The following is an 18,345-nucleotide window of genomic DNA, read 5'->3' on the forward strand; positions in this document are numbered from 1 at the left end:
CGAGCCGCCTGGGACGCGTCCCGCGTCGTCTGCTGCCCCCGCGGCGGATGATCAGATGATCAGGCCAGCAGCGTCACACCGGATACTGCGCCAGTCTGGGCGTGAGCCGGGGGCTGCGGCGTCGGCGCCGGTGTTGCGGCACGGTCAACGCGTAGCGCCGCCGCGCTGCTCTGCTCCACCGGCGTGGCCACGGCCTGCGAAGTGGACAGTTCGGCCATGCGCTTCATCGGGGCGTCGTGCTGGGTGACGAAGGTGCGTGAGCCGTCCGCGCTGAGGGTGAGCGCATCGATGCGGGTCAGGCCCTGCGCCTTGGCCGCGGGCACGGCGGCCGCCGCCAGCCGGCGCGTGTGCTCGTCCGAGGGGCGCCCCATCTCCGCGTCGATCCGCTGCGCCAGTCCGTAGGCCTGCCGGTAGAGCGCATTGTCCGGATGGGCCGGATTGTCCAGTCGCACTGCGCCCGCGTCTGCGTTTGGGGCGGCCGTCTGCGGCGCACGCGTCTTCAGGGCCTGATCCAGCGCCGCCTGGGTCTGCGGCCCGACCTTGCCGTCGACCGTCAGCTGATGGTCTCGCTGGAACGCTTCCACCGCATGGCGGGTATTGATGCCGAAGTCGCCATCGACCTGCAGCGCGTGGCCGCGCGCATCGGTGTAGCCGAGACGGTTGAGCCCGGACTGCAGCCGGCTCACGCCCTGGCTGGCCAGCGCCTGGTCGATGCCGGCCGCGGTGTGCGAGCCGACCTTGCCATCGACGACGAGCTGGTGATCGCGCTGGAATGCCTCCACCGCATGTCGCGTGGCCGGACCGAACGTGCCATCGGCCTGCAGCGGCTGTCCCTGCGCGTCCGCGTAGCCAAGCGTGGTCAGATGCTGCTGCAATGCCACCACGGCGGTGCCGCGGGCGCCGTCAGCCAGCAGGTGGTCGTTCCCGGCAGCGGGCGCCGTGCCGACCCCGCGCGGGGTGACGCCTGGGCGAATCGTGCCGTCGTTGATGTCGGTGATGTAGCGCTGGAACTGGCCCACCTCCAGCTCGACGTGTGCGTGGATCGAGCCCGGGCTGCCGGTCTGACCCATCTCGCCCAGCGGCTGGCCGTAGTCGATGTGCGCGCCTTCGTTGAACGGCGAGCTGCCGCGCACCATGTGCAGCACCTGGCCCTCGCGCCGGGCGCCCGGTGTGCCGTACGGCTTGTCGTAGATCTGCACGGTGTTGTAGTCGTCGTGCAGGAAATGCGCGTAGCCGGAGACCGGCGCGGGGATCTCCACCGGGCCGCGGCTGTCCTGCGACAGGATGAAATCCTTCTTGACGAAGGTTCGCCCGTCGGCGTGGCGAATCTCCTCGAACTCGCCGTGGACGGTGCCGTACTCGCGGTTGGGCTGGCGGCCGGAGCTGGGGTGATGCTTGTGCAGGTCCTCGTAGGAGTGCACCGGGAGCACGCGGGAGCCGACGCTTTCGGTGATGGTGTAGCGGGACATGATCTACCTCCGTGTAGTGGTCGATGATGCGGCGTGGTCAGGCGTTCAGGGCCCGGTAGGTTGCGGGTTGCCGGTGAGGTACCAGCAACCGTCGCGCAGGGTGAAACGGAAGCTGCGTCCTTCGGAGGAGCCGTAGAGGTAGCTCACATCCCGCTGTTGCGCCGAGGGTTGCTTCACCTGCAGCGCCAGCGGGGCCGGATCGACGCCGTCGATGCCGACATGGTGGAACGCGCCGTCGCCGTAGCTCACGTCGAAGACGTCCGGTCGCTCGCCGCGCACGTAGACCGTCTCGGTGCGATCGCCCTCGCCGTCGGACACCAGTACCTTCGCGTGCACCAGCGGCACCGTGAACGCCCGGCGCAACGCCGGTTGCGCGGCGAACGCCTGGAGGAACGGCATGAACTGCGTCGATGGGCAGCGCGCCGCAGCCGCTGCCTGCTCGACGGGCGCAACCTGCTCGGTGCCATCCACCCGCACGTCCGCGCTGGTCAGGGCCTTGCCCTCGTCGCCGGGCACTCCCGAAAGCTGCAGGCGCATCAGCTCGGTGCCGTCCGCATTGCCCCAGGCCGCGCTGCAGTGACCGGACACATCGCAACGCTGCAGTTCAAGCCAGCGGTTGCAGGCCTGCGGCCGTCCCGTGTCCGCCGCGCAGCTGGCGTGATGCAGCGGCAGCCAACCGTCGAGCACCAGTCGCTGGCGCAGCTTGGCGTACGGTGCTCCGCTCTCGCTGGCCTGCGGCACCTTGATCGACTGCGCAGGGGTGCCAGCGGCGCTGGCGGCAACGCTCGCCCGGCTGCAGCCGGTGACGAGCAGGGCGAGGGACAGGCTGGCGAGTGCGAGGCGCATGGTTCGATCCGGACGGGTGGAAGTGGACTATTGCGTGCCGTTGCAGGCCCCGCGTTGTGCGTTGCCGCGTTTACGCGAGGCCCATCACATGGTTTCGCGATGGTGTTGCGGTTACCGCGGCGACGGGTTGCTGCGAGCCCCGCTCCAGCTCCGACGCCTGCGTCTGGACGCCCGCCGCGCGGATGCTGCTCTGTTCGATGGGCGTACGCACGGCCTGCGCGGTGGTGACGTCCGCATAACGCCGGACGCCACTGTCGTTCTGCGCCGCAAACGTACGCGCGCCGTCCTCGCTGATGGCAACCGTGTCGATGCGCGTCAGCCCCTGCGCCTTGGCCTCCGCCGCCAGGTTCGCGGCAAGGTTGCGGCTGAGCTGGTCGGAGTTTCGGCCCATGTCGGCATCGATCTTCTGCACGCCTGCCAGTGCCTGTTCGTAAAGCACGTGGTCTGGCGACTTCGGATCGCTCAGTGGCAGTACCCCGTGTGTGTGCGTGTCGGCACTGCGCGCCTTAAGGGCCTGATCCAGCGCACCCTGCGTCTGCGGCCCCACGCGACCATCGACGATGAGCCCATGATCGCGCTGGAAGGCCTCCACCGCGCCGCGGGTGTTCGCGCCGAACGCGCCGTCCACTGCCAGCGGATGGCCTTGGGCATCGGTATAGCCGAGCGAGCTCAACGCACGCTGCACGTTCCGCACGCCCTGCGTCGCGAGCGCCTGGCTGATGGCTGCTTCTGTCTGCGGGCCGGCCTTGCCGTCCACGGTCAGCTGATGATCCCGCTGGAATGCCTCCACCGCATGCTGCGTGTTGCGCCCGAAGTCCCCGTCCGCCGCGAGCGGGGCGCCGCCGGCGTCGGTATAGCCGAGGCGGTGCAATTCATTCTGCAGCGAGGTGACTGCAGCGCCGCGGTCCCCGACCGCCAGCACGCCGCCGCCGGTTCCGGAACGCGCCTGCACCTGTCCGCGCAGGGGACCATCGCCGATCGTCACGTCCTTGAACGCAGCGTCGGGCGATAGCCCCCGCGCCAGGTCTGCCTGATAGTCGGTGCGCATCTGCTGAAGCGCCTCGCCACATTCGCGCACCGAGATGCTTGCCGAATTCGCACCGCCGTAGTGACTGGCACCGCCCTTGTCGGGGTCGCCGAAGCTCGCCCATTCCAGCGACATAGCCACTTCGGCCGCGTGCAGGCTCGCGCCGGCCTTGCCGGTGACGTAGTCCCTTACCTCGGGCCGCTTGTCGGTCACCAGGTATTCGGAAAAGATCCGGTCCTGCAGTTCCGGCGTAAAGCGCTGCTTCGGGTCGAGACTGAGGCTGGCCACAGCCGCATCCATGGTGCCGGGAATCACCTGATAGAGGCCCACCGCGAAAAGCTCGCCGCGATGCTGCCTCGCCTGGACTTCGCCCAGCGTCATGCTGGAGAAGTCGATTGCCTGGCTCGATTCGCGGATGTGCTGCCGCCCGTCGCTTCCGGTGTAGGTGCCGCCGTTGTAGTCGTTGTAGCCGCGATTCTGCGATTCGCCGCGGTGGATCAGATCACGAAGTGGCTGATGGCTCATGGGAGTCCTTTCCTCCTGATTATGAAAAGAGCGCCGACCGCGCTACGAGTCCTGCTCCAGCCCGGCGCGTATCCGGACGGTTGTCCGACGGTTGAGATCGCCACGTGGGGCGAGTGACGCCGAGAGGCAGCCGCGACCGGTGAGTGCCTGGCTCACTGCGCCCCCGGCGAGCGGTATTCCCAGCCCGTGACCGAGAGCGTGGACTTGTCGGCCGGCGCGTTCCAATCCCCAATCTCGCCGTAGGTACCGACCTCCAGCGTCTTGCCGAAGCCTTCGTGATTGAACTGCATCAGGCAATGTCCGTCGCCGCTGCACGAACTGAGTTCCCGCAGCTCCGTGCAGGCTCTGCAGTTGCCCAACTCGGGATGCTCGGAGCACAGCTCCTTGTAGTTGCCACCCACCACGTTCGCCATGCACTGCGCATCGGGCTGTGGCTGCCAGCCATGGTCGATGACGATCTTGCGGAACTCGTTGTAGGCCATGCCCCGGTCGAGCTTGCTATCCAGCAGCAGGGCCGAATTAGACGCGGAGCTTGTACCCACTGCCGCTAAGGTCGACGCGGCAGTGGCGGGCTCCGACGCCCGCGTATCCAAGGCCTGAGCCCCAGGCGATGCCGGCTCAGCATGGCAAGCGGCCAGCCATAGAGCGGACGTGGTGACGAAGACAGCGAGCAAACTCTTCATGGCTATCACTCCAAAACAATTCCAGAAAACTTCCGTGTCCGTGAGGTTGCCCAGCCGATGCACACGCATCTGTGAAGCCCGGTCGCGGGATGTCGAAACAGAGACAAGAGCCCGTGGGCCAGTCCAAGTTTTCGGGGCAAAGGGCACGGCCCGTAGGGTGCAGGAATCCACCACGCCGAACTGCGACTCACGCCGCTTCGCCAAGATCCGCCTTCTCTTTGCGCGTTTGAAACATTGGCCGTTGTCAAAGGTGACCATCATCGTCAAGCCTTGGCGAAAGTGTTCGCAGAATCGGGGTAGAACCCTTCACTGACCGGTTCACCGGCAAGGACAAGAAGCCATCAGGCAACCATGCCTTTGATCGAGAATATGCCGTGCCGGGCATCGAGCGTCGGGTCACCAAGCCACGCTACCCACTGACCAAAGGGATGGTGGAGCGCTTCAATGGGCGCATCAGCGACGTCCTGGCGACCACGCGATTCCGATCACGCAAAGATCTGCAGACCACCATCCAGCCCTACGTGAAGCTCGACAACGACCACTTGCCCCGAAGGCACTGAGCCACAAGACGCCGCTGCAAGTGATGCGAGCGTGGCGCGAGGAGCGGCCTGATCTGTTCGTCAGACGTGCGCACAAGAAGATGGGGTTAGACAATCAAGGCACATAGCCCCATTCCGCGATTATGGCGTTCAAAATGGCGGCATTTGTAGCGACGTTCGCGCCTGGGCAAGTCATAAGATATTCCCGCCTCGCGGTTGCCGTGGCGGGAGCATCAAAGTAAGGATCGAAGATCGCGATGCTAAAGAAGAGTTCGGTCGAAGGCGCGCATGCAGGTCCACCTGTGGTCCCCGCACCCGAGATGCCGGCCATACACGTATAAACCGAGCATGGATCGACACTTTGAGCTTGGACTGTCGTGTTGGTCAGTGTGGCGCCGCCGAGTGTCATGGTTAAGACAAGAGCACGCAACTTCATATAAAACCTCCTTGTTTTAGAACGAGAAAGCCCCTGAATTTCGGACCCGTGCAAATCGCCCTTAAAGCACCTGCTTGATGATAGATAAATCCTGTCCTCGTTCGCCGCTTGCCTGGGCGCTAATCCATCCGATGTTCCATAACTGCTCTAGCTCTTACTCAGCTCTTATTGGATCAGCTCGGGAAGGCTGCAGCCAGAGTAGTAGACATGACAGGTGGCGCCTCCGCCGTCCGCGCACATCTTCAGACCCTTTTTTATGGCGTCGTCCACTATGGCTCCAGCGTTTGAATTGTAGACCTTGTCTCCCAGCATCATTGCCGCGCAACCGTTACTCTATGAAAGGTCAATCTTGCACGCGTCCCCACCCTTTGATCGGCACTCTGTGAGAGCTGATAACTCAGCGGCTCCTTGGCTCGAATTGCCGCTCGCCGTGCTTAATAACCCCTTTGCTTTATCGGTAGCAATTGCGCCCCAACTCGAAACCCACATGGGAGGCGGTTCTTGTGCTTCTGGTGTCGAATGCTGATTTTCACACGGGCCACAGACATTCAGGCCTGAGCCCGTTCCATAGGGCACCGTGCCCGCAGGGCACGAGGCTTGTGCATGAATAGCAGTAGCGCCGCCAGCAATCAGGAGCACCGTCGCAAGCAAGAAGCGCAAACAAAACGGGAGGTAAAAGTTAGTTCCTCCGCATTGGGCCGGTAGCTTTCATCACATCTGGCCGAGCGGCAGTCGAACTGCCAGGCAAGATCAGCGACGCTGGCGTTATCGAATCGGGCCGGGGTTAACGAGGATTGGGTTCTAGGCATGTCTTAGCGGAGCGTCGGAACGGAGTCAGGCTCACTGATGGCGCTGATGGCCGATGTTAACTTCAGGTCCGCGGGTATATTGATCTTGAGGATGAGCGCGACGTTCAATTGATCCGCACCGGGAGGCTGCACGCGGAGTAGAACACGTAACAGCCCATGTCATTAGATTGGCACTGCTCCATGGCTTTTCGCTTGGCGGCTTCGATCGTGGGTCCCGCTCTTGTATTGAATCGTGTCCTGCCGACGACCATTGCCACACATCCGTTGCCGTACGATATCTCCACCTCGCAGTTTATGCCTCCGTTTGAGTGGCAGCTCTTTATTGCAGCTTTTTCAGCAGCATCCCGGCTGACCTCGTTAAAAGATGACCCGGGAGTTAAAGGGGACAGATCGGCTGCTATTGCTCCATAACGGTCGGCCCAAACGGGTTTTGGATAGATAGCGCCAGTTCCTTGTGCCGGTGGGGAGCCTTGCTGGTAGTACCCAGGGGGGATAGGTACACAGGAGTTTATGTTATTACCGCTTGCTGGAATCATTCCCGCCGGGCACCCCCCTTCAGCCTGCGCCCCACTAGCCGCTATCATGAAAATGCAGAACGTGTATTTAGCGAATAACGAGTTCATGGTCAGCTCCTCGCGATCGGCGTAGTTTGTATTTGTATAGCATCAGGTCGGGTTACGCTGGACTGTCCCGGCATACGAACGTTTCCCAGGCTATGGGTGGCGCTGTGGACGGAAGGGCGATCGGAGCTTGCTGTGTTAGTAGGTAACTGACCTGGGGCGTGCGTACCACCATAGCCGCCGTACGATCCCGGCGGCTGCCCCTGCGGCCCGGGCCGATTGGCAAATCCGCCGCCAAAGGCCGAAAAATGCAGGAACTGACCGACTGTGCCTTGGAAGAAGGCAGCGGCCAAGGGTGGCACTGAAATGATGAGCACGGTAAGGAGTAGACCGATGCCCCCTTGCTGGAGCGCCTGGCTTGAAAAACCCTCGGCGCCTTGGTCGGTGATGGCGTTAATGACCGATGCTGACCACAGCGCCGCGGCTACGTTGACGGTGAGCTTGAGCACGATGCTGGAAACTACACAAAGCACCGCGATGGAGAAAAGGGTGCCGATGCCGTAGAGGAGCCAACGTCGGAAGAGCTCCTTGGTCTGGTCGAAGATCAGGCAAAGGATGAATAGTGGTCCGAGCCCCACGAAGATGGCCATGGTGAACTGATAGAGAAGCAGCATGGCTCCGGCCGCCATGGCGGGACTGGCAGCGCCAAAGCCCGCCAACAGCATGGCATGGGCCTTCTGATCCGCAGTTGCGCTGTCGCCAGGCGGGACCTGTACGACATCAATGGCGGCGAGGGAAAGCTGCGTAGCGGCCATGTTCTTGTCGATGGCGCTGATGGGCGAGTCTTCACCGGAAACCATCTGGCTGATCTCGGAGCCAAGAGTACCGTTAGCGGACAGCATGCCCTGCAGGGAGCCGCCGAAAATACTCATGGAGGTGGCCGCCGTGACGATGATCACGATCCGGGTCATGTTGACCACCATTGCCATCATCGAGTCGCGGGACTGTCCCGTGATCAGACGAAATCCCTGGATCATGATCCAGAGTGTGATGAGCACCAGCGCGATGCCGCTGGCCCACGTCATCATTTGAGCGAGCACGTCATGCTGGAAGTCCGCAATCTTCTGCTGAAGATAGTTGTAGACCAGCGCGTAATAGAGGTAATCGCCGAGGTTAGTCATGGTGATTCCTGTGCGCGAGAAGACAACTTCTCTGGCGCGCTGTCACTGGCGATGCGCCTTGTCGCAAAGTCACGCATTCGATAGTTACTCATTGATGGTAAAGGCGGCCTTGAGCGCGGCGGCCTGCACGACGTTGCCAAGGATCGTGTTGCTTCCGTTTAGAGCGACCTTCGCGAGTGTGCCCTGCTGTTCCCGGAGCGCAGCGATCATCTTCTCGTCGGCTTCGATCTGTTTCTGCCACGTGTCTCCTGCGAGTTTCAGCTGACTCATGAACTGCTCCGCCTGGGAGGTCGCGCTGCTCGACTCGCCAAACGTACTGATGGAATCAACGATTCCACTGAGCTTTTGCAAGGTGCTGGCCTGTGCTGTCAGCGACCCCAGTGCCTGCGCAGTGATGTTGTACTCGTCGACCTGGGTCATGACGATCATTCTGCATATCAGGTTCTGGCGAACGGTGATCGGCTGGCTCGAACTGCCGAGCAGGCCGGAGATCGCGCCTGCGACGATCGCACTTGCTGGTGCTCCGGGGCAGGCCTGATCCGCGAGCTTTTCCTGATCCGCGCTGCTCAGTGGTTCCAGCGTCTTCGGTACAAGGGAAATGCCAGAACCGAGACTCTCGATTTTCGTCAGCATGTTGCGAAGCTGTTCCAGCTGAGTGGCGTACTGCTGGATCTGCTTCTCGTACTGCAGGGCCTGCTTTGCGAACTCCAGATTCTGGGTCGCGTTCGACTCGACATCAGTGACAAGAACCTGCGCATCAGCCTTGCCAACGATTGCGCCGAAGAGCATCAGGACAGTGGCCGCCGAGGCAAGGCCCGGCCCGACGATGTTGCACCCCAGGTTCCGTATGGCAGCGTTCTTTTTTCGCATGATCCGTTCCTCCACAGTTAGCGGACAGCCACGCGTGGTGCGCGCGGAACATTCCGATCAGTGTTCTTCCCGCTTCCCTTGCGGTTCTCATAGAAGTCGCTCAACCACTGCTCGGGAGTCAAAGCGTCCGCAGTCACCGCTTCGCTGGCCGCCCGAGCCTCCAGCACCTCATGCATGATCTCGATGTTGTCAGTGGAGGCGGAGATCACGGCGAGGTGGTCGTCCAGACCGCGCAGGTTGAGTTGGCAAACGGCGCTGGCGTGGCCTTGCTTCACCAGGAAGCAGCGCGAGCGTTCGTCCAGGCTCACGACGACCTGGTATTCGGCATCGGTGAGTTTCAGTCCGCCGACGTAGTCGTCGCGGCTGGCGTTGGGGTTGGGTAGCAGGATCATCGTGGCGGTCTGCTCGACCAGTGCGGCGGCGATGTCGCTCGCCAGCGCATCTTCCGGACTTTGCGTGGCGAAGATGCCCAGGCCGTTCTGCTTGCGGATGGTCTTCTGCTTGTTCTTGGCGAATTCCTTCAGGCCGCCCTTGCCGTCGAGGATCTTCCAGAACTCGTCCATCACGTAGATGAGCGGGCGGCCGTCGATCAGCGCCTCAAGCTTGTGCAGCAGGTAGTTGATGACCGGCACGCGCACTTCGGCGTTGTCGATGATGTCGGTGTAGTCGAAGCCAATGATGTTGGCCTTTTCCAGATCGATGGTGTCGACCGAATTATCGAAGACCCAGCCCAGCGAGTTGCCGGCCGTCCACTTGCGCATGCGGATGTAGAGCCCGTCGTCGCCCATGTTGGGCAGGCTCTTCTGGAAATTGGTCATGGTGCGCAGATGCATGGGCGTGTCGAGGATGTTCTCCACCGCGCGGAAGATGTCCTCCTCTTCGCGCGAGCTGTACACGCTCTTGCCCACCAGCACCTTCACCAGCTCGGCGAGGAATTGCACGTTCGCTTCGCTGCGCTCGCACTGGAAGGGATTGAAACCGGTGGGCTGGCCGTTTTCCAGGGCGAGGTAGTTGCCCCCGCAGGCGCGCACGAAGATCTCGGCGCCGCGATCCTTGTCGAAGAAGAAGATCGTCGGGGAAGGCTTGAGCTTCTGCACCTGGCTGAGCAGGAAATTGATCAGCGCGGTTTTACCCGTGCCTGACTTGCCGATCACCATGGTGTTGGCGATGGCCTTTTCACCCAGCGAGTTCTCCGCGGGGTGCGTGGCGTGGAAATTGAAGTAGTAGGGTTGCCCGTTGGTGGTCTGCAGCGTGGTGACGCAGTCGCCCCACGGGTTGTTGCTCTTCTTGCCGGTGGCGAAGTTGTGCAGTGGCGAGAGGCCGAGGAAGTTCAGCGAGCTGACGTTGGCCAGCCGGGTGCGGTACTTCCAGTTGCCCGGGAACTGCGCATAGAAAGCCGCCGTGACGGCGAGATCCTCTTTGACGGAGACGAAGCCGGCGTTGGACAGCTCTGCGCGCGTGGTGGCGATCTGCTGCGACAGCGCCTCCTGGCTGGCTGCATAGATGGCGATGGTGAAGTGGTACTCGCCCAGCACGAAGTTGCCGGAGGCGAGCTGATCCATGGCGTGATCGAGTTCGGCGATCTGGCTGAAGGCCTTGTCGCCGGAGGAGATCATCATGCCCTTGGTGCGATCCAGCGCCTTCAGCGCATCCTGCCGCCCCATCGGGCTGAAGGAGTGGGTGATGACGTACTCGAAGTCCAGGTACTTCAGCCCGTTGAGGATGCCCGGATAGGTGCCGTCGGTGTATTCCTTGATATTGAGGATGGCGCCAAAGTGGTTCTTGCCGTCCGGCGAGGTGAGAACGAAGTCGCCGGTCTTGGCCGAAAAGCGCTGCTTGCTCAGCGGCAGGTATTCCGGCACCGGCGCGGGCAGCACCGGGACCGGCTCGTCGATGCGGTTCAGCAGGTAGCCGTAAAACTCCAGCGCTTCGGAAAAGACCACGCCATTGGCGGCCTCGTACATGCCCAGGCGGTAGGGCGCGTAATCCTTGAGTACGGCTTCGACGTTACCGGCAAGCTCGAGGATGGTGTTGACGGCTTCGAGCTGCTCGGCTTCCAGACGGGCGAGGTCAGCGGATTTCTCGGCAAAGCGCTTGCCGCTCACTACCGGGCGATAGATCAGCGTCAGATAGAGCTCGTTCTGCATCAGCTTCTGGGTGGACAGTGCCTCGTAGTAGCTGTCCGACAATGACTGGTTGAACGATTGGGTGAACGTGCTGTGGTCACTCAGCCGCCGACGCCGGCGAATGTCGTGCACCCAGAACGCCACGTTGACGAAGTCGGGCGCACGCAAGGTCTGCAGCATGCGGTTGAACGTGTTGTGGCGGTGCTCGATCTCCCATTCCTCACGACCGACGAACGGCAGGCCGCCCAGGCGCCAGACCAGCAGGAAGTCCCCGCCCGTGGTCTTGAGCACGGTAGGGGACACGTGCGTGGACAGCGGCAGGAACTCGCTGATCGGCGTGTCGGGAACGAAGGCGGGCTTGGGCATGGTCTTGATCCGGGGCGGCAACCCAGCCCTTCGCCGGGTTGCCTGATGGGGTCACGATTTCGTTTTGGACGGATCGCGATAGCTGTTGGGGGTGAACACCCACATGCCGTCGTTGTCGCCGAGATTGCGCACGCGGGTACGGAACTGCAGGCGCAAGCCAAGCAGCCGGAAGATCATTTCGTCGCGACGAGCCATCTGGCGCATCACGAAAATCACCACCGGCAGCAACAGCAGGTAGAAGAAATTGGTGTACACCGCCAGGAGAAAGCACCCGCCCGCGCCCATGAAGAAGGGCACGTAAGGCACCCCCATGAACATGGCGGGACGGGTGCATCCTCGGAACAGCGGGTTTTTATGCATAGTTGTTCAGCAGGTGGGTGATCACCTGTGCGGTGCAGGCGGTGGCGCCCGACGCCGAAGTGCTTCCGGCGAGGAACATCTTGGCGATCTGACCTGCCGCACCAATGAGGATCGCGCCGATCATTACCGGCGCCACATCGCTGATGCGCTTGTGGGCGAATGCGATCTGGTAACCGGAGAAGATCACCGCGATGGTCACCACCACGATCGACAGCGCGTTGAGGATCTTGTTGATGTTGCTGGCGAATTTGCAGGTGGTGTCGATCGTGTCGGTCGCGTCCTGCGCGAATGCGGTGCCGGGCAACACGAACACGAGCAGCGCTGCGAGGCACATGAACATGAAAAGGCGCGTGCGCTGCGAATGGAGGATGCTGTGGTTGCTGGTCGGTGCCATGGTGAAGTTCCCTATCAGGTGTTGAGAAAGACGGCAGCTATCGGATGATGGCTACGCGGTGATTGACTGCGGAGCACGCAGTCGGACTGCAAAAGCCCAGCCCGAAGCCGGGGATGAGTTGGCTTGGCGCAGGTTCCCGGTGCGGCAGCACCGCCGCACCAGGCCTACGGATGCAGGAGCGCTCAGAAGACGAAGGCGGCATCGCGCGCCTCCTGCTGCGGGTCGGCCGGGCGAATGGACGAGAGTGGGGCGGCGGTCGCTGGTGCGGGTCCCGACGCCGCTGCCTGCATCGGGTCATGCGGTCCCCGGACCACCGGCTCAAACACCGCTGTAGCCGGGGCGGGTGCTTGCGGCGGTTGCGGCGTCGCATCTGTCGACGTCTCTGCTTCGGCCGGTGACGTCGATCTGTCGGATCCATTTCTGCCCACGCCCGCCACCAGGGCGGATACGGCGGCTGTCGCTGCAGTGTCGATAGCGACGCTACGCTGGGCCGCGCGATAACCTGTACCGGTTTGCACGAGCGCCCCGCCTGCCACCGCTTCCGGTCGGCGCTGGGGCGTCTTCAGGGCGATGGGCGTTGCCGCGTGCGGCGACACGTCCACCGGCGGCAGCTGCATGGACGCATAAACCTTCTGCACATAGCCGTCGCGAAAGCCGGTGACGAAATTGCCGGAGTAATAGCAACTGAAGGCCCTGCCCCAGTCGTTGCCGGAGCGTGCGTAGCATTCGGCCAGGATCTTTGCTCCCGCGGTGAGGTTGGCGCAGGAATCAAACGCCTTCTCGTAGGTATCCAAGCCGTAATGAACAAGGTTGCGCCGGTTCACCTGAGCCATGCCGAGGGAGTAGTCGTAGCCCTTGTCGTCGAGCATCTGCACGGTCGCCAGCGCTTCGTCGAGTGACTCCGGCTGCCGTGCCAGCTGCCCGCCGACCACACCGATGGCGAACGGATTGGCCGCCGATTCGACCTGCACGACGTGCTGCATCACCTCCGCCGGCACGGCGAGGTTGGGGCAGGTCGTCATTGGCATGGCGATGAACATCGGAGCGTCCCTTGCTGCATGTATCTGTCTGTCAGTGCCCTGCCGCCGCGCGCCCGGGATCGAAATCGATGCCGGTGATGCAGCGCTTTCCCGCGTGTGCCTTGATATGCACGACGATGTCGATGGTCATGCGCAGCAGCCGCTTGATCGTGTCGAACTCCAGTCCGGCGCCCTCGGTCGACGCTTTCACCATCAGCGCCAGCTGGTCCCAGGTCTGCTCGGTGCTGCCGGCATGGCAGCTGGTGATCGAGCCGGGGTGGCCCGAGGCGCAGTTGCGGATGAAGTAGAACGATTCGTCGCCGCGCAGCTCGGCCAGGATGATGCGGTCCGGCTTCATCCGCAGGCAGGCTTCCATGCAGCTCTTGGCGGTCACGTTGCTCGCGCTCTGGCCGCCCTTCGAGTACAGCAGATGCACCACGTTCGGCTGCTCGATGAAGAGCTCGCGGGCGTCTTCGATCGTGACCAGTCGCTCGTCGACAGGGATGTGGTTGACCAGCGACTTCATGAAGGTGGTCTTGCCGCTGCCGGTGGCGCCGGACACCACGATGTTCTTCTTGTTGAGCACGGCCTGGCGAAAGAAATCGGCGTAACGCCGGGCCGCACGCAGCTCGAGCAGTTCGCTGTCGTGCTCGCCCAGGCCCTGGTCCACCTCCACGATCTCGTCGAAAAAGCCGTCGCGCTGATACTGCTCCAGCGTCTTGAGCTGCTTCGACGGCAGCCGGATGGTGATCGACACGCTGCCCGCTTCGCAGGCCGGCGGAATCACGAACTGGGCGCGCTGGCCGGTCGGGAAGGTCAGCGACACCACCGGATCGACATCGGTGATGCGCTGGCCGGTATTGCTCTCGTTGATCACCGCCGTGCAGAACTGCCGGGCGCGTTCGAAGGTGAGCGAGGGAACCTCTACGCGCTGCCATCCGCCACGACTTTCGAGGTAGATCTCGCCCGGCCGGTTGATGCAGATCTCGGTGACATCCGGAGAGGCCATGAACTCCCGTACGCCCAGCACCTGGTACTGGTAATCGAGGAAGTCGCTGGAGATCTCCGCGGCGATGTCATCCATGGCGCTGTTCCTCAGAACCGGGCGACGACGCCGCTGAAGTCGACGTCCTTGGCAACGTAGACATAGACCACCGTGCCCTGGTTGATGGTCACCGTCGGCGGGCGGTTGGCCGCTTCGCGCACAGCCTGGTCGGCCAGGTTCTGCACGGTTCGGGCGGTATTGCTTTCAAACGGCTCCTGCGTGACGTAGCCATTGCTGATCGTGGTGGTGGTGGGGCCGTGCTTGGCCGCCTCGTATTTGAACGCGTCGCTGAGCATGCTGATCAGCAGTGCCGCACCGATCCGCTCGCCCCAGTGCGCGTCGTAATGACCGGGAAAGCCCGCCCCACCCAGGTTGTCGATGCCCGGGCTCTTCATGTTCACGTCGATGCCGGTGGGCGTGATGATGCGGTCCCAGATAACCGAGACACGGCGCTGGTTCTGCTGCTTCTGATAACTGCCGAGCACCTTCGAGCCCTTCGGCAACAGCAGTGTGTGGCCGTTGAACGAATAGACCGGCTCGGTCACCAGGCAGGTGCTGTAGCCGGGAACGTCCGAAATGATCCGGGTCTCCAGCACGCAGCGGATGTATGTGCCGCGTTGCATCAGGGTGTCGGGCTTGGTCAGCGGGCGCGCGCTGGTGATCTCGGCATCCGAGCTGCCCGGCAGGCCATTGCCTGCCGCTGCGGGAACCGGCATGGCCGGAGGAGCCTCTGCACCGCCGGTCTGAGCCGCGAGGATGCGGCGCTCCAGGAGCGTGGGCTCACGCGGGCCCAGCGCCTGCTGGCGCGGTAGCGGCGGCGCATTGGAAGGCGCCGGCATCAGTGGAATCGGCTGCGCGGCCGGCGCGGGTGCGGGACGCGGCAACTGCGGCAGCGCCACCGCCGCGGGCGCCTCCGCCACGGTCAGCTTCTCCTCGCGCGGCTTGGGCTTCTCCCGTGGCGAGGTCGCGCTCTGGATCATCCAGTAAGCGACGAACAGCAGCAGCAGCACCACGGCGCCCAGCAGCAGCAGCGCGCGATGGTTCATCCGGCGCAGTTCGCTGGCGCGCAACTGGGGTACTGCAGCGTCGAGATCAGGCTCCTCGGCGCGCTGCTGATAATGGGTGGCGTAGGGGTTTCCGGCCAGCGCCTCGGTGTTCTCATCCGATGCCGCGTGGCTTCCTGCACCCTGCTCGTCGCCAGGATTCCGGGGGGTTTGGGCGCTCACTTCTTCGTGTTCCTTCGCAGACCCACAACGTAGTCGCCGTGCCGGATCACCAGGTAGGCATAGGTGCCGTGCACGATGATGGTGTTGCCTTCGACCGTGGTGTTCACCAGCGAATCCTCGCTGTGCTCGCGCTCACGCATGAACACGGCGGGGAAGTCGCCGGTGGGAAACGCCTTGAGATCGCTCATGCGGATATAGGTGAAACGGCCGTCATCGTAGACGTTCACCGGCACCATCCACGGGGCTTTCCTGCTGTTGCGCGTGGCGTAGTCGTAGTCGAAGTTGTAGCTGCGCCCCGGCACCAGCGCAGCGCTCTGCATCGGGACTTTCTCCTGCGCCTTCTTGGCCTGCGCGAAGCTGGCGTCGGCGGGGTACTTGAATCCGATCTTGTATTGAACGCCAGCACGCCGGGCCTGCTCCAGCGTCTTCCAGTCGGTGGCCACGACCTTCAGCTCGAAGATGTAGGAGTGGGTCTCCGTGCGCACCATCATGTTGGTATCCACGTCGACGTTCTTGGGCTTGAGGTAGAAGACGTTGCCGCGGCGCGTCAGCTCCCAGCCCGCACTGAAGCCGGTGCTGTAGTCGAGGATTTTCTCGTCCGGGCTGAGCTCGATCTGCGTGGTGATGCCAAGGCCGGTACGTACCGGATAAATGCGGTCGGCCTGGTAGTCGTATTGTTCGAGCGCCTGCGCCCGCAGCGCCGCGGGAGCGCAGGCGGCGAGCCATAGCGTGGCGCCGATCAGGCGCAGGAAGATCGTACGGCTCATGGGCTCACCGGGTCGGTGGTGCTGCCAGCGGCTGCCGGCGAAGCGGGGGCAGTGGCACCCGTCCCCGGTGCTGCCACGGCGGCCGGCTGGGGCAGGGCGGGCACGGCCGCCATGGCCTGGACAATTTCCGCCGGCGGTGCGGCGGCATAGTCGTTGTCGACGCGATAGCTGGTGACCCAGAACCCGAGCGGATTCTCGATGCGGCTCTGATCGTCCATGTCCAGGTTCGGCTTGTACGTGAATTCGATAGTCGCGATCTTGCTGTCCATCGGCTGCGTGGCACCGGTGGTCTTGTTGTAGAGCGTGCGCTGGAAACGCACCGTGGCGCCCTTGGGCGTGACACCTGGGCCACCGCCGAGCAACACGATGCTCAGCAGCCGGATTCGGATCGCGCGATCCTTTCCGTAGAGCTTGTAGAGGCTGTTCTCGTTCTGCGCGGAATACAGGGCGGTGTATTCGGCCTTGACCCCGGGAGATGCCATGGTCTGCACGGTCTTCCAGTCGCGAAGGTTGAGCATGGCCAAGTCGTAGGACTCGCGTGCAAGCACGAAGTGCGCCACGTTGCTCCGGTTGATCGCCTCGCTGGTGGTGATGCCGTTGGGGCCGAAGTTGCCGGTCAGGCGTGCCACCGTGGCGGTGCCGGTGTATGCATCGGCCATCACGAGGTACGGCACCTTCTGCTTCAGCGGGAGCATGTAGAAGTAGCCGCCGGCAAGGATCAGCGACATGCCGATGGCGGAAAAGGCGACCCACCACGCGCGACGCTCGCTGCGACGTGCGAGGTCGGCGATGCTGATCTCGAAATTCACGGACTTGGCCACGGCGCGTTCGATCGCGGGCGTGGCCGACTTCTTGAGGTTCATCGGTTGCACCTGTGATTGGCCCGGCCGGCCGCTGGGAGCGTGCCGTCGATCATGGTTTTGCGCCTCGCGCCGACGGCGCTGCCGCGGGCACGGGCGGCGGTGTCTGCGACACCGCGCCGGCACGCTGCACCAGGATCTCTCGCGGGTGGGCAACCACCTGCACGCCCTGGGCGCCGTAGATGCTGCTGAGTCGCGCGGCGGCCTCGTCCAGATCGGCCGTATGGATGTCTGCCACCGGCTGGTAAAGAGTCACGTCGAAATCGAGCGCGTAGTCCAGCGTACGGCCGGTGTCTGCAGCCCACCGGGCGAGCATCGTCTTGAGCGTCTCGTCCATGGGCGCGGCGTAGTAGGTGTACGGACGCTCCAGCGGGATCTCCACAGGGCGGTCCTGGAAACGGTTTACCGGCTTCCACGAGCCGCGGAAGTCCTTGGCAGCGGGCGTCCCGCAGGCGGACAGTGCAAGAGTCGCGAGCACGACGGCTGCAGCGAGCATCTCAGTGGCTACGGTTCTTTTCACGTCAGGCCCGATCGTCGGTTGATGGTGTTGCGGCACGACGCTGCGCACACGCAAGCGCGGGCACAGCGAAGCTGACGCGGCGGATACGGGAGCGGCGGCGCACGTCGGGCCCGCGCCAGCCAACCGCGGCGCCGATCATCCGGGGGCGCGAGGGTGCGAGACCGGCGGATACGCGGACGTGCGCCGACGACGAGCACGAGCGGGTTGCCAGGAAGGACAAATGAAATGACGCGTGCGCTGTGGCGATCATCGTGATCAGCAATCCATGCTTTGCCCTAACCGGGCTGTTCCTGCGCGACACCGATGGCCCGGGCGAGCTTCTCGTCGAAGCTCCTGCACGATCAGTGGCGCTCCCCTGTGAGTGCTATTGACGACTCACGCAAAAAATTCTGGCGGAAAACTAGCACCGCTGCCAGTAGCTGTGTATGACAGGAATTTTTCCTATGGGGGCACGGAGAGCATCTGCGTTGTTGAGCTGCTCGACACATTGCCAATCTTTTTTCTCTCGCCTGCGTAATCGTGCTGGGTCCTTTGCTGACGCGGCGTTCCACCCGTTTGTCGGCTTGCTGACGCGCGCATTTGCGGGACCTTCGCGCGGCCCGGGTCCGCGCGCCGCCCACGCGGCTGGTGCATTTTGGCGCGGTGAAAAAAGGTTCCTCGGCGTGCATCAGCGTGACGTCCGTCGCGCGCGACATGTGCTTCCTTCCGCGTTGCCGA

General features: G+C 63.4%; 19 protein-coding genes. 1 reads left to right on the forward strand and 18 read right to left on the reverse strand.

The genetic code is table 11. From position 1 onward, the window contains the following. Positions 1-59: 59 nt before the first annotated feature. The 4 genes from VFG40_RS06155 to VFG40_RS06170 all read right to left on the reverse strand — a co-directional run bounded on the left by VFG40_RS06155 (position 60) and on the right by VFG40_RS06170 (position 4,409). Positions 60-1,469 (reverse strand): peptidoglycan-binding protein, encoded by a 1,410-nt coding sequence (locus tag VFG40_RS06155; RefSeq protein WP_324895984.1) that lies wholly within the window; start codon positions 1,467-1,469, stop codon positions 60-62. Between the two features lie 45 nt (positions 1,470-1,514). Then, positions 1,515-2,315 (reverse strand): hypothetical protein, encoded by an 801-nt coding sequence (locus VFG40_RS06160; RefSeq protein WP_324895986.1) that lies wholly within the window; start codon positions 2,313-2,315, stop codon positions 1,515-1,517. Positions 2,316-2,385: 70 nt separating this feature from the next. Further along, positions 2,386-3,867: a peptidoglycan-binding protein gene (locus tag VFG40_RS06165; RefSeq protein WP_324895988.1), complete on the reverse strand. Its 1,482-nt coding sequence runs from the start codon at positions 3,865-3,867 to the stop codon at positions 2,386-2,388. 152 nt (positions 3,868-4,019) lie between these two features. Further along, the gene (locus VFG40_RS06170) at positions 4,020-4,409 is read right to left on the reverse strand and encodes a hypothetical protein (protein ID WP_324895990.1); all 390 of its coding nucleotides are present in this window, start codon (positions 4,407-4,409) and stop codon (positions 4,020-4,022) included. 515 nt (positions 4,410-4,924) lie between these two features. On the opposite strand from VFG40_RS06170, the gene VFG40_RS06175 reads away from it, so the two are divergent. Then, positions 4,925-5,110 (forward strand): integrase core domain-containing protein, encoded by a 186-nt coding sequence (locus tag VFG40_RS06175; protein WP_324895992.1) that lies wholly within the window; start codon positions 4,925-4,927, stop codon positions 5,108-5,110. A 94-nt stretch (positions 5,111-5,204) separates the two neighbouring features. Here the strand turns inward: VFG40_RS06175 and VFG40_RS06180 are convergent, their stop codons facing one another. From VFG40_RS06180 to VFG40_RS06235, 14 genes are all read right to left on the reverse strand, one after another. After that, on the reverse strand, positions 5,205-5,525 hold the full coding sequence (locus VFG40_RS06180) for a hypothetical protein (RefSeq protein WP_324895994.1): 321 nt from the start codon (positions 5,523-5,525) through the stop codon (positions 5,205-5,207). Between the two features lie 333 nt (positions 5,526-5,858). Continuing rightward, positions 5,859-6,014, reverse strand: a complete 156-nt coding sequence (locus VFG40_RS17820; protein ID WP_414649256.1) for a DUF4189 domain-containing protein — start codon at positions 6,012-6,014, stop codon at positions 5,859-5,861. A gap of 424 nt (positions 6,015-6,438) precedes the next feature. Continuing rightward, complete coding sequence (locus tag VFG40_RS17825; RefSeq protein ID WP_414649257.1) at positions 6,439-6,957, reverse strand: DUF4189 domain-containing protein; 519 nt, start codon at positions 6,955-6,957, stop codon at positions 6,439-6,441. A 2-nt stretch (positions 6,958-6,959) separates the two neighbouring features. After that, positions 6,960-8,075: a TrbL/VirB6 family protein gene (locus VFG40_RS06185; protein WP_324895996.1), complete on the reverse strand. Its 1,116-nt coding sequence runs from the start codon at positions 8,073-8,075 to the stop codon at positions 6,960-6,962. A gap of 84 nt (positions 8,076-8,159) precedes the next feature. Further along, a complete protein-coding gene (locus VFG40_RS06190) occupies positions 8,160-8,945 on the reverse strand; it encodes a TrbJ/VirB5 family protein (protein ID WP_324895998.1) in 786 nt (261 codons plus the stop codon). Positions 8,946-8,962: 17 nt separating this feature from the next. Then, a complete protein-coding gene (locus VFG40_RS06195; RefSeq protein ID WP_324896000.1) occupies positions 8,963-11,437 on the reverse strand; it encodes a VirB4 family type IV secretion/conjugal transfer ATPase in 2,475 nt (824 codons plus the stop codon). A 51-nt stretch (positions 11,438-11,488) separates the two neighbouring features. Next, positions 11,489-11,797 carry a VirB3 family type IV secretion system protein gene (locus VFG40_RS06200; RefSeq protein ID WP_324896002.1) on the reverse strand — a complete coding sequence of 103 codons (309 nt, stop codon included), beginning with the start codon at positions 11,795-11,797 and terminating at the stop codon, positions 11,489-11,491. Beyond that, entirely contained in the window at positions 11,790-12,191 is a 402-nt protein-coding gene (locus VFG40_RS06205; RefSeq protein WP_324896004.1) for a TrbC/VirB2 family protein, read from the reverse strand. The genes VFG40_RS06200 and VFG40_RS06205 overlap by 8 nt, the downstream gene beginning before the upstream one ends. Before the next feature lie 182 nt (positions 12,192-12,373). Continuing rightward, a complete protein-coding gene (locus tag VFG40_RS06210; protein ID WP_324896006.1) occupies positions 12,374-13,231 on the reverse strand; it encodes a transglycosylase SLT domain-containing protein in 858 nt (285 codons plus the stop codon). Positions 13,232-13,262: 31 nt separating this feature from the next. Beyond that, positions 13,263-14,294 carry a P-type DNA transfer ATPase VirB11 gene (gene virB11 / locus VFG40_RS06215; RefSeq protein WP_324896008.1) on the reverse strand — a complete coding sequence of 344 codons (1,032 nt, stop codon included), beginning with the start codon at positions 14,292-14,294 and terminating at the stop codon, positions 13,263-13,265. Between the two features lie 11 nt (positions 14,295-14,305). Further along, entirely contained in the window at positions 14,306-15,481 is a 1,176-nt protein-coding gene (gene virB10, locus VFG40_RS06220; protein WP_324896010.1) for a type IV secretion system protein VirB10, read from the reverse strand. Next, the gene (locus tag VFG40_RS06225) at positions 15,478-16,248 is read right to left on the reverse strand and encodes a TrbG/VirB9 family P-type conjugative transfer protein (RefSeq protein WP_324896012.1); all 771 of its coding nucleotides are present in this window, start codon (positions 16,246-16,248) and stop codon (positions 15,478-15,480) included. The genes virB10 and VFG40_RS06225 overlap by 4 nt, the downstream gene beginning before the upstream one ends. Continuing rightward, positions 16,245-17,111, reverse strand: coding sequence for a VirB8 family type IV secretion system protein (locus tag VFG40_RS06230; RefSeq protein ID WP_324896014.1), 867 nt, complete (start codon positions 17,109-17,111; stop codon positions 16,245-16,247). Before VFG40_RS06230 ends, VFG40_RS06225 begins: the two co-directional genes overlap by 4 nt. A 49-nt stretch (positions 17,112-17,160) precedes the next feature. Beyond that, entirely contained in the window at positions 17,161-17,628 is a 468-nt protein-coding gene (locus VFG40_RS06235) for a hypothetical protein (RefSeq protein ID WP_324896016.1), read from the reverse strand. Positions 17,629-18,345 lie beyond the last annotated feature (717 nt).

Source organism: Dyella sp., from assembly GCF_035685805.1.
Classification (GTDB): domain Bacteria; phylum Pseudomonadota; class Gammaproteobacteria; order Xanthomonadales; family Rhodanobacteraceae; genus Dyella_A.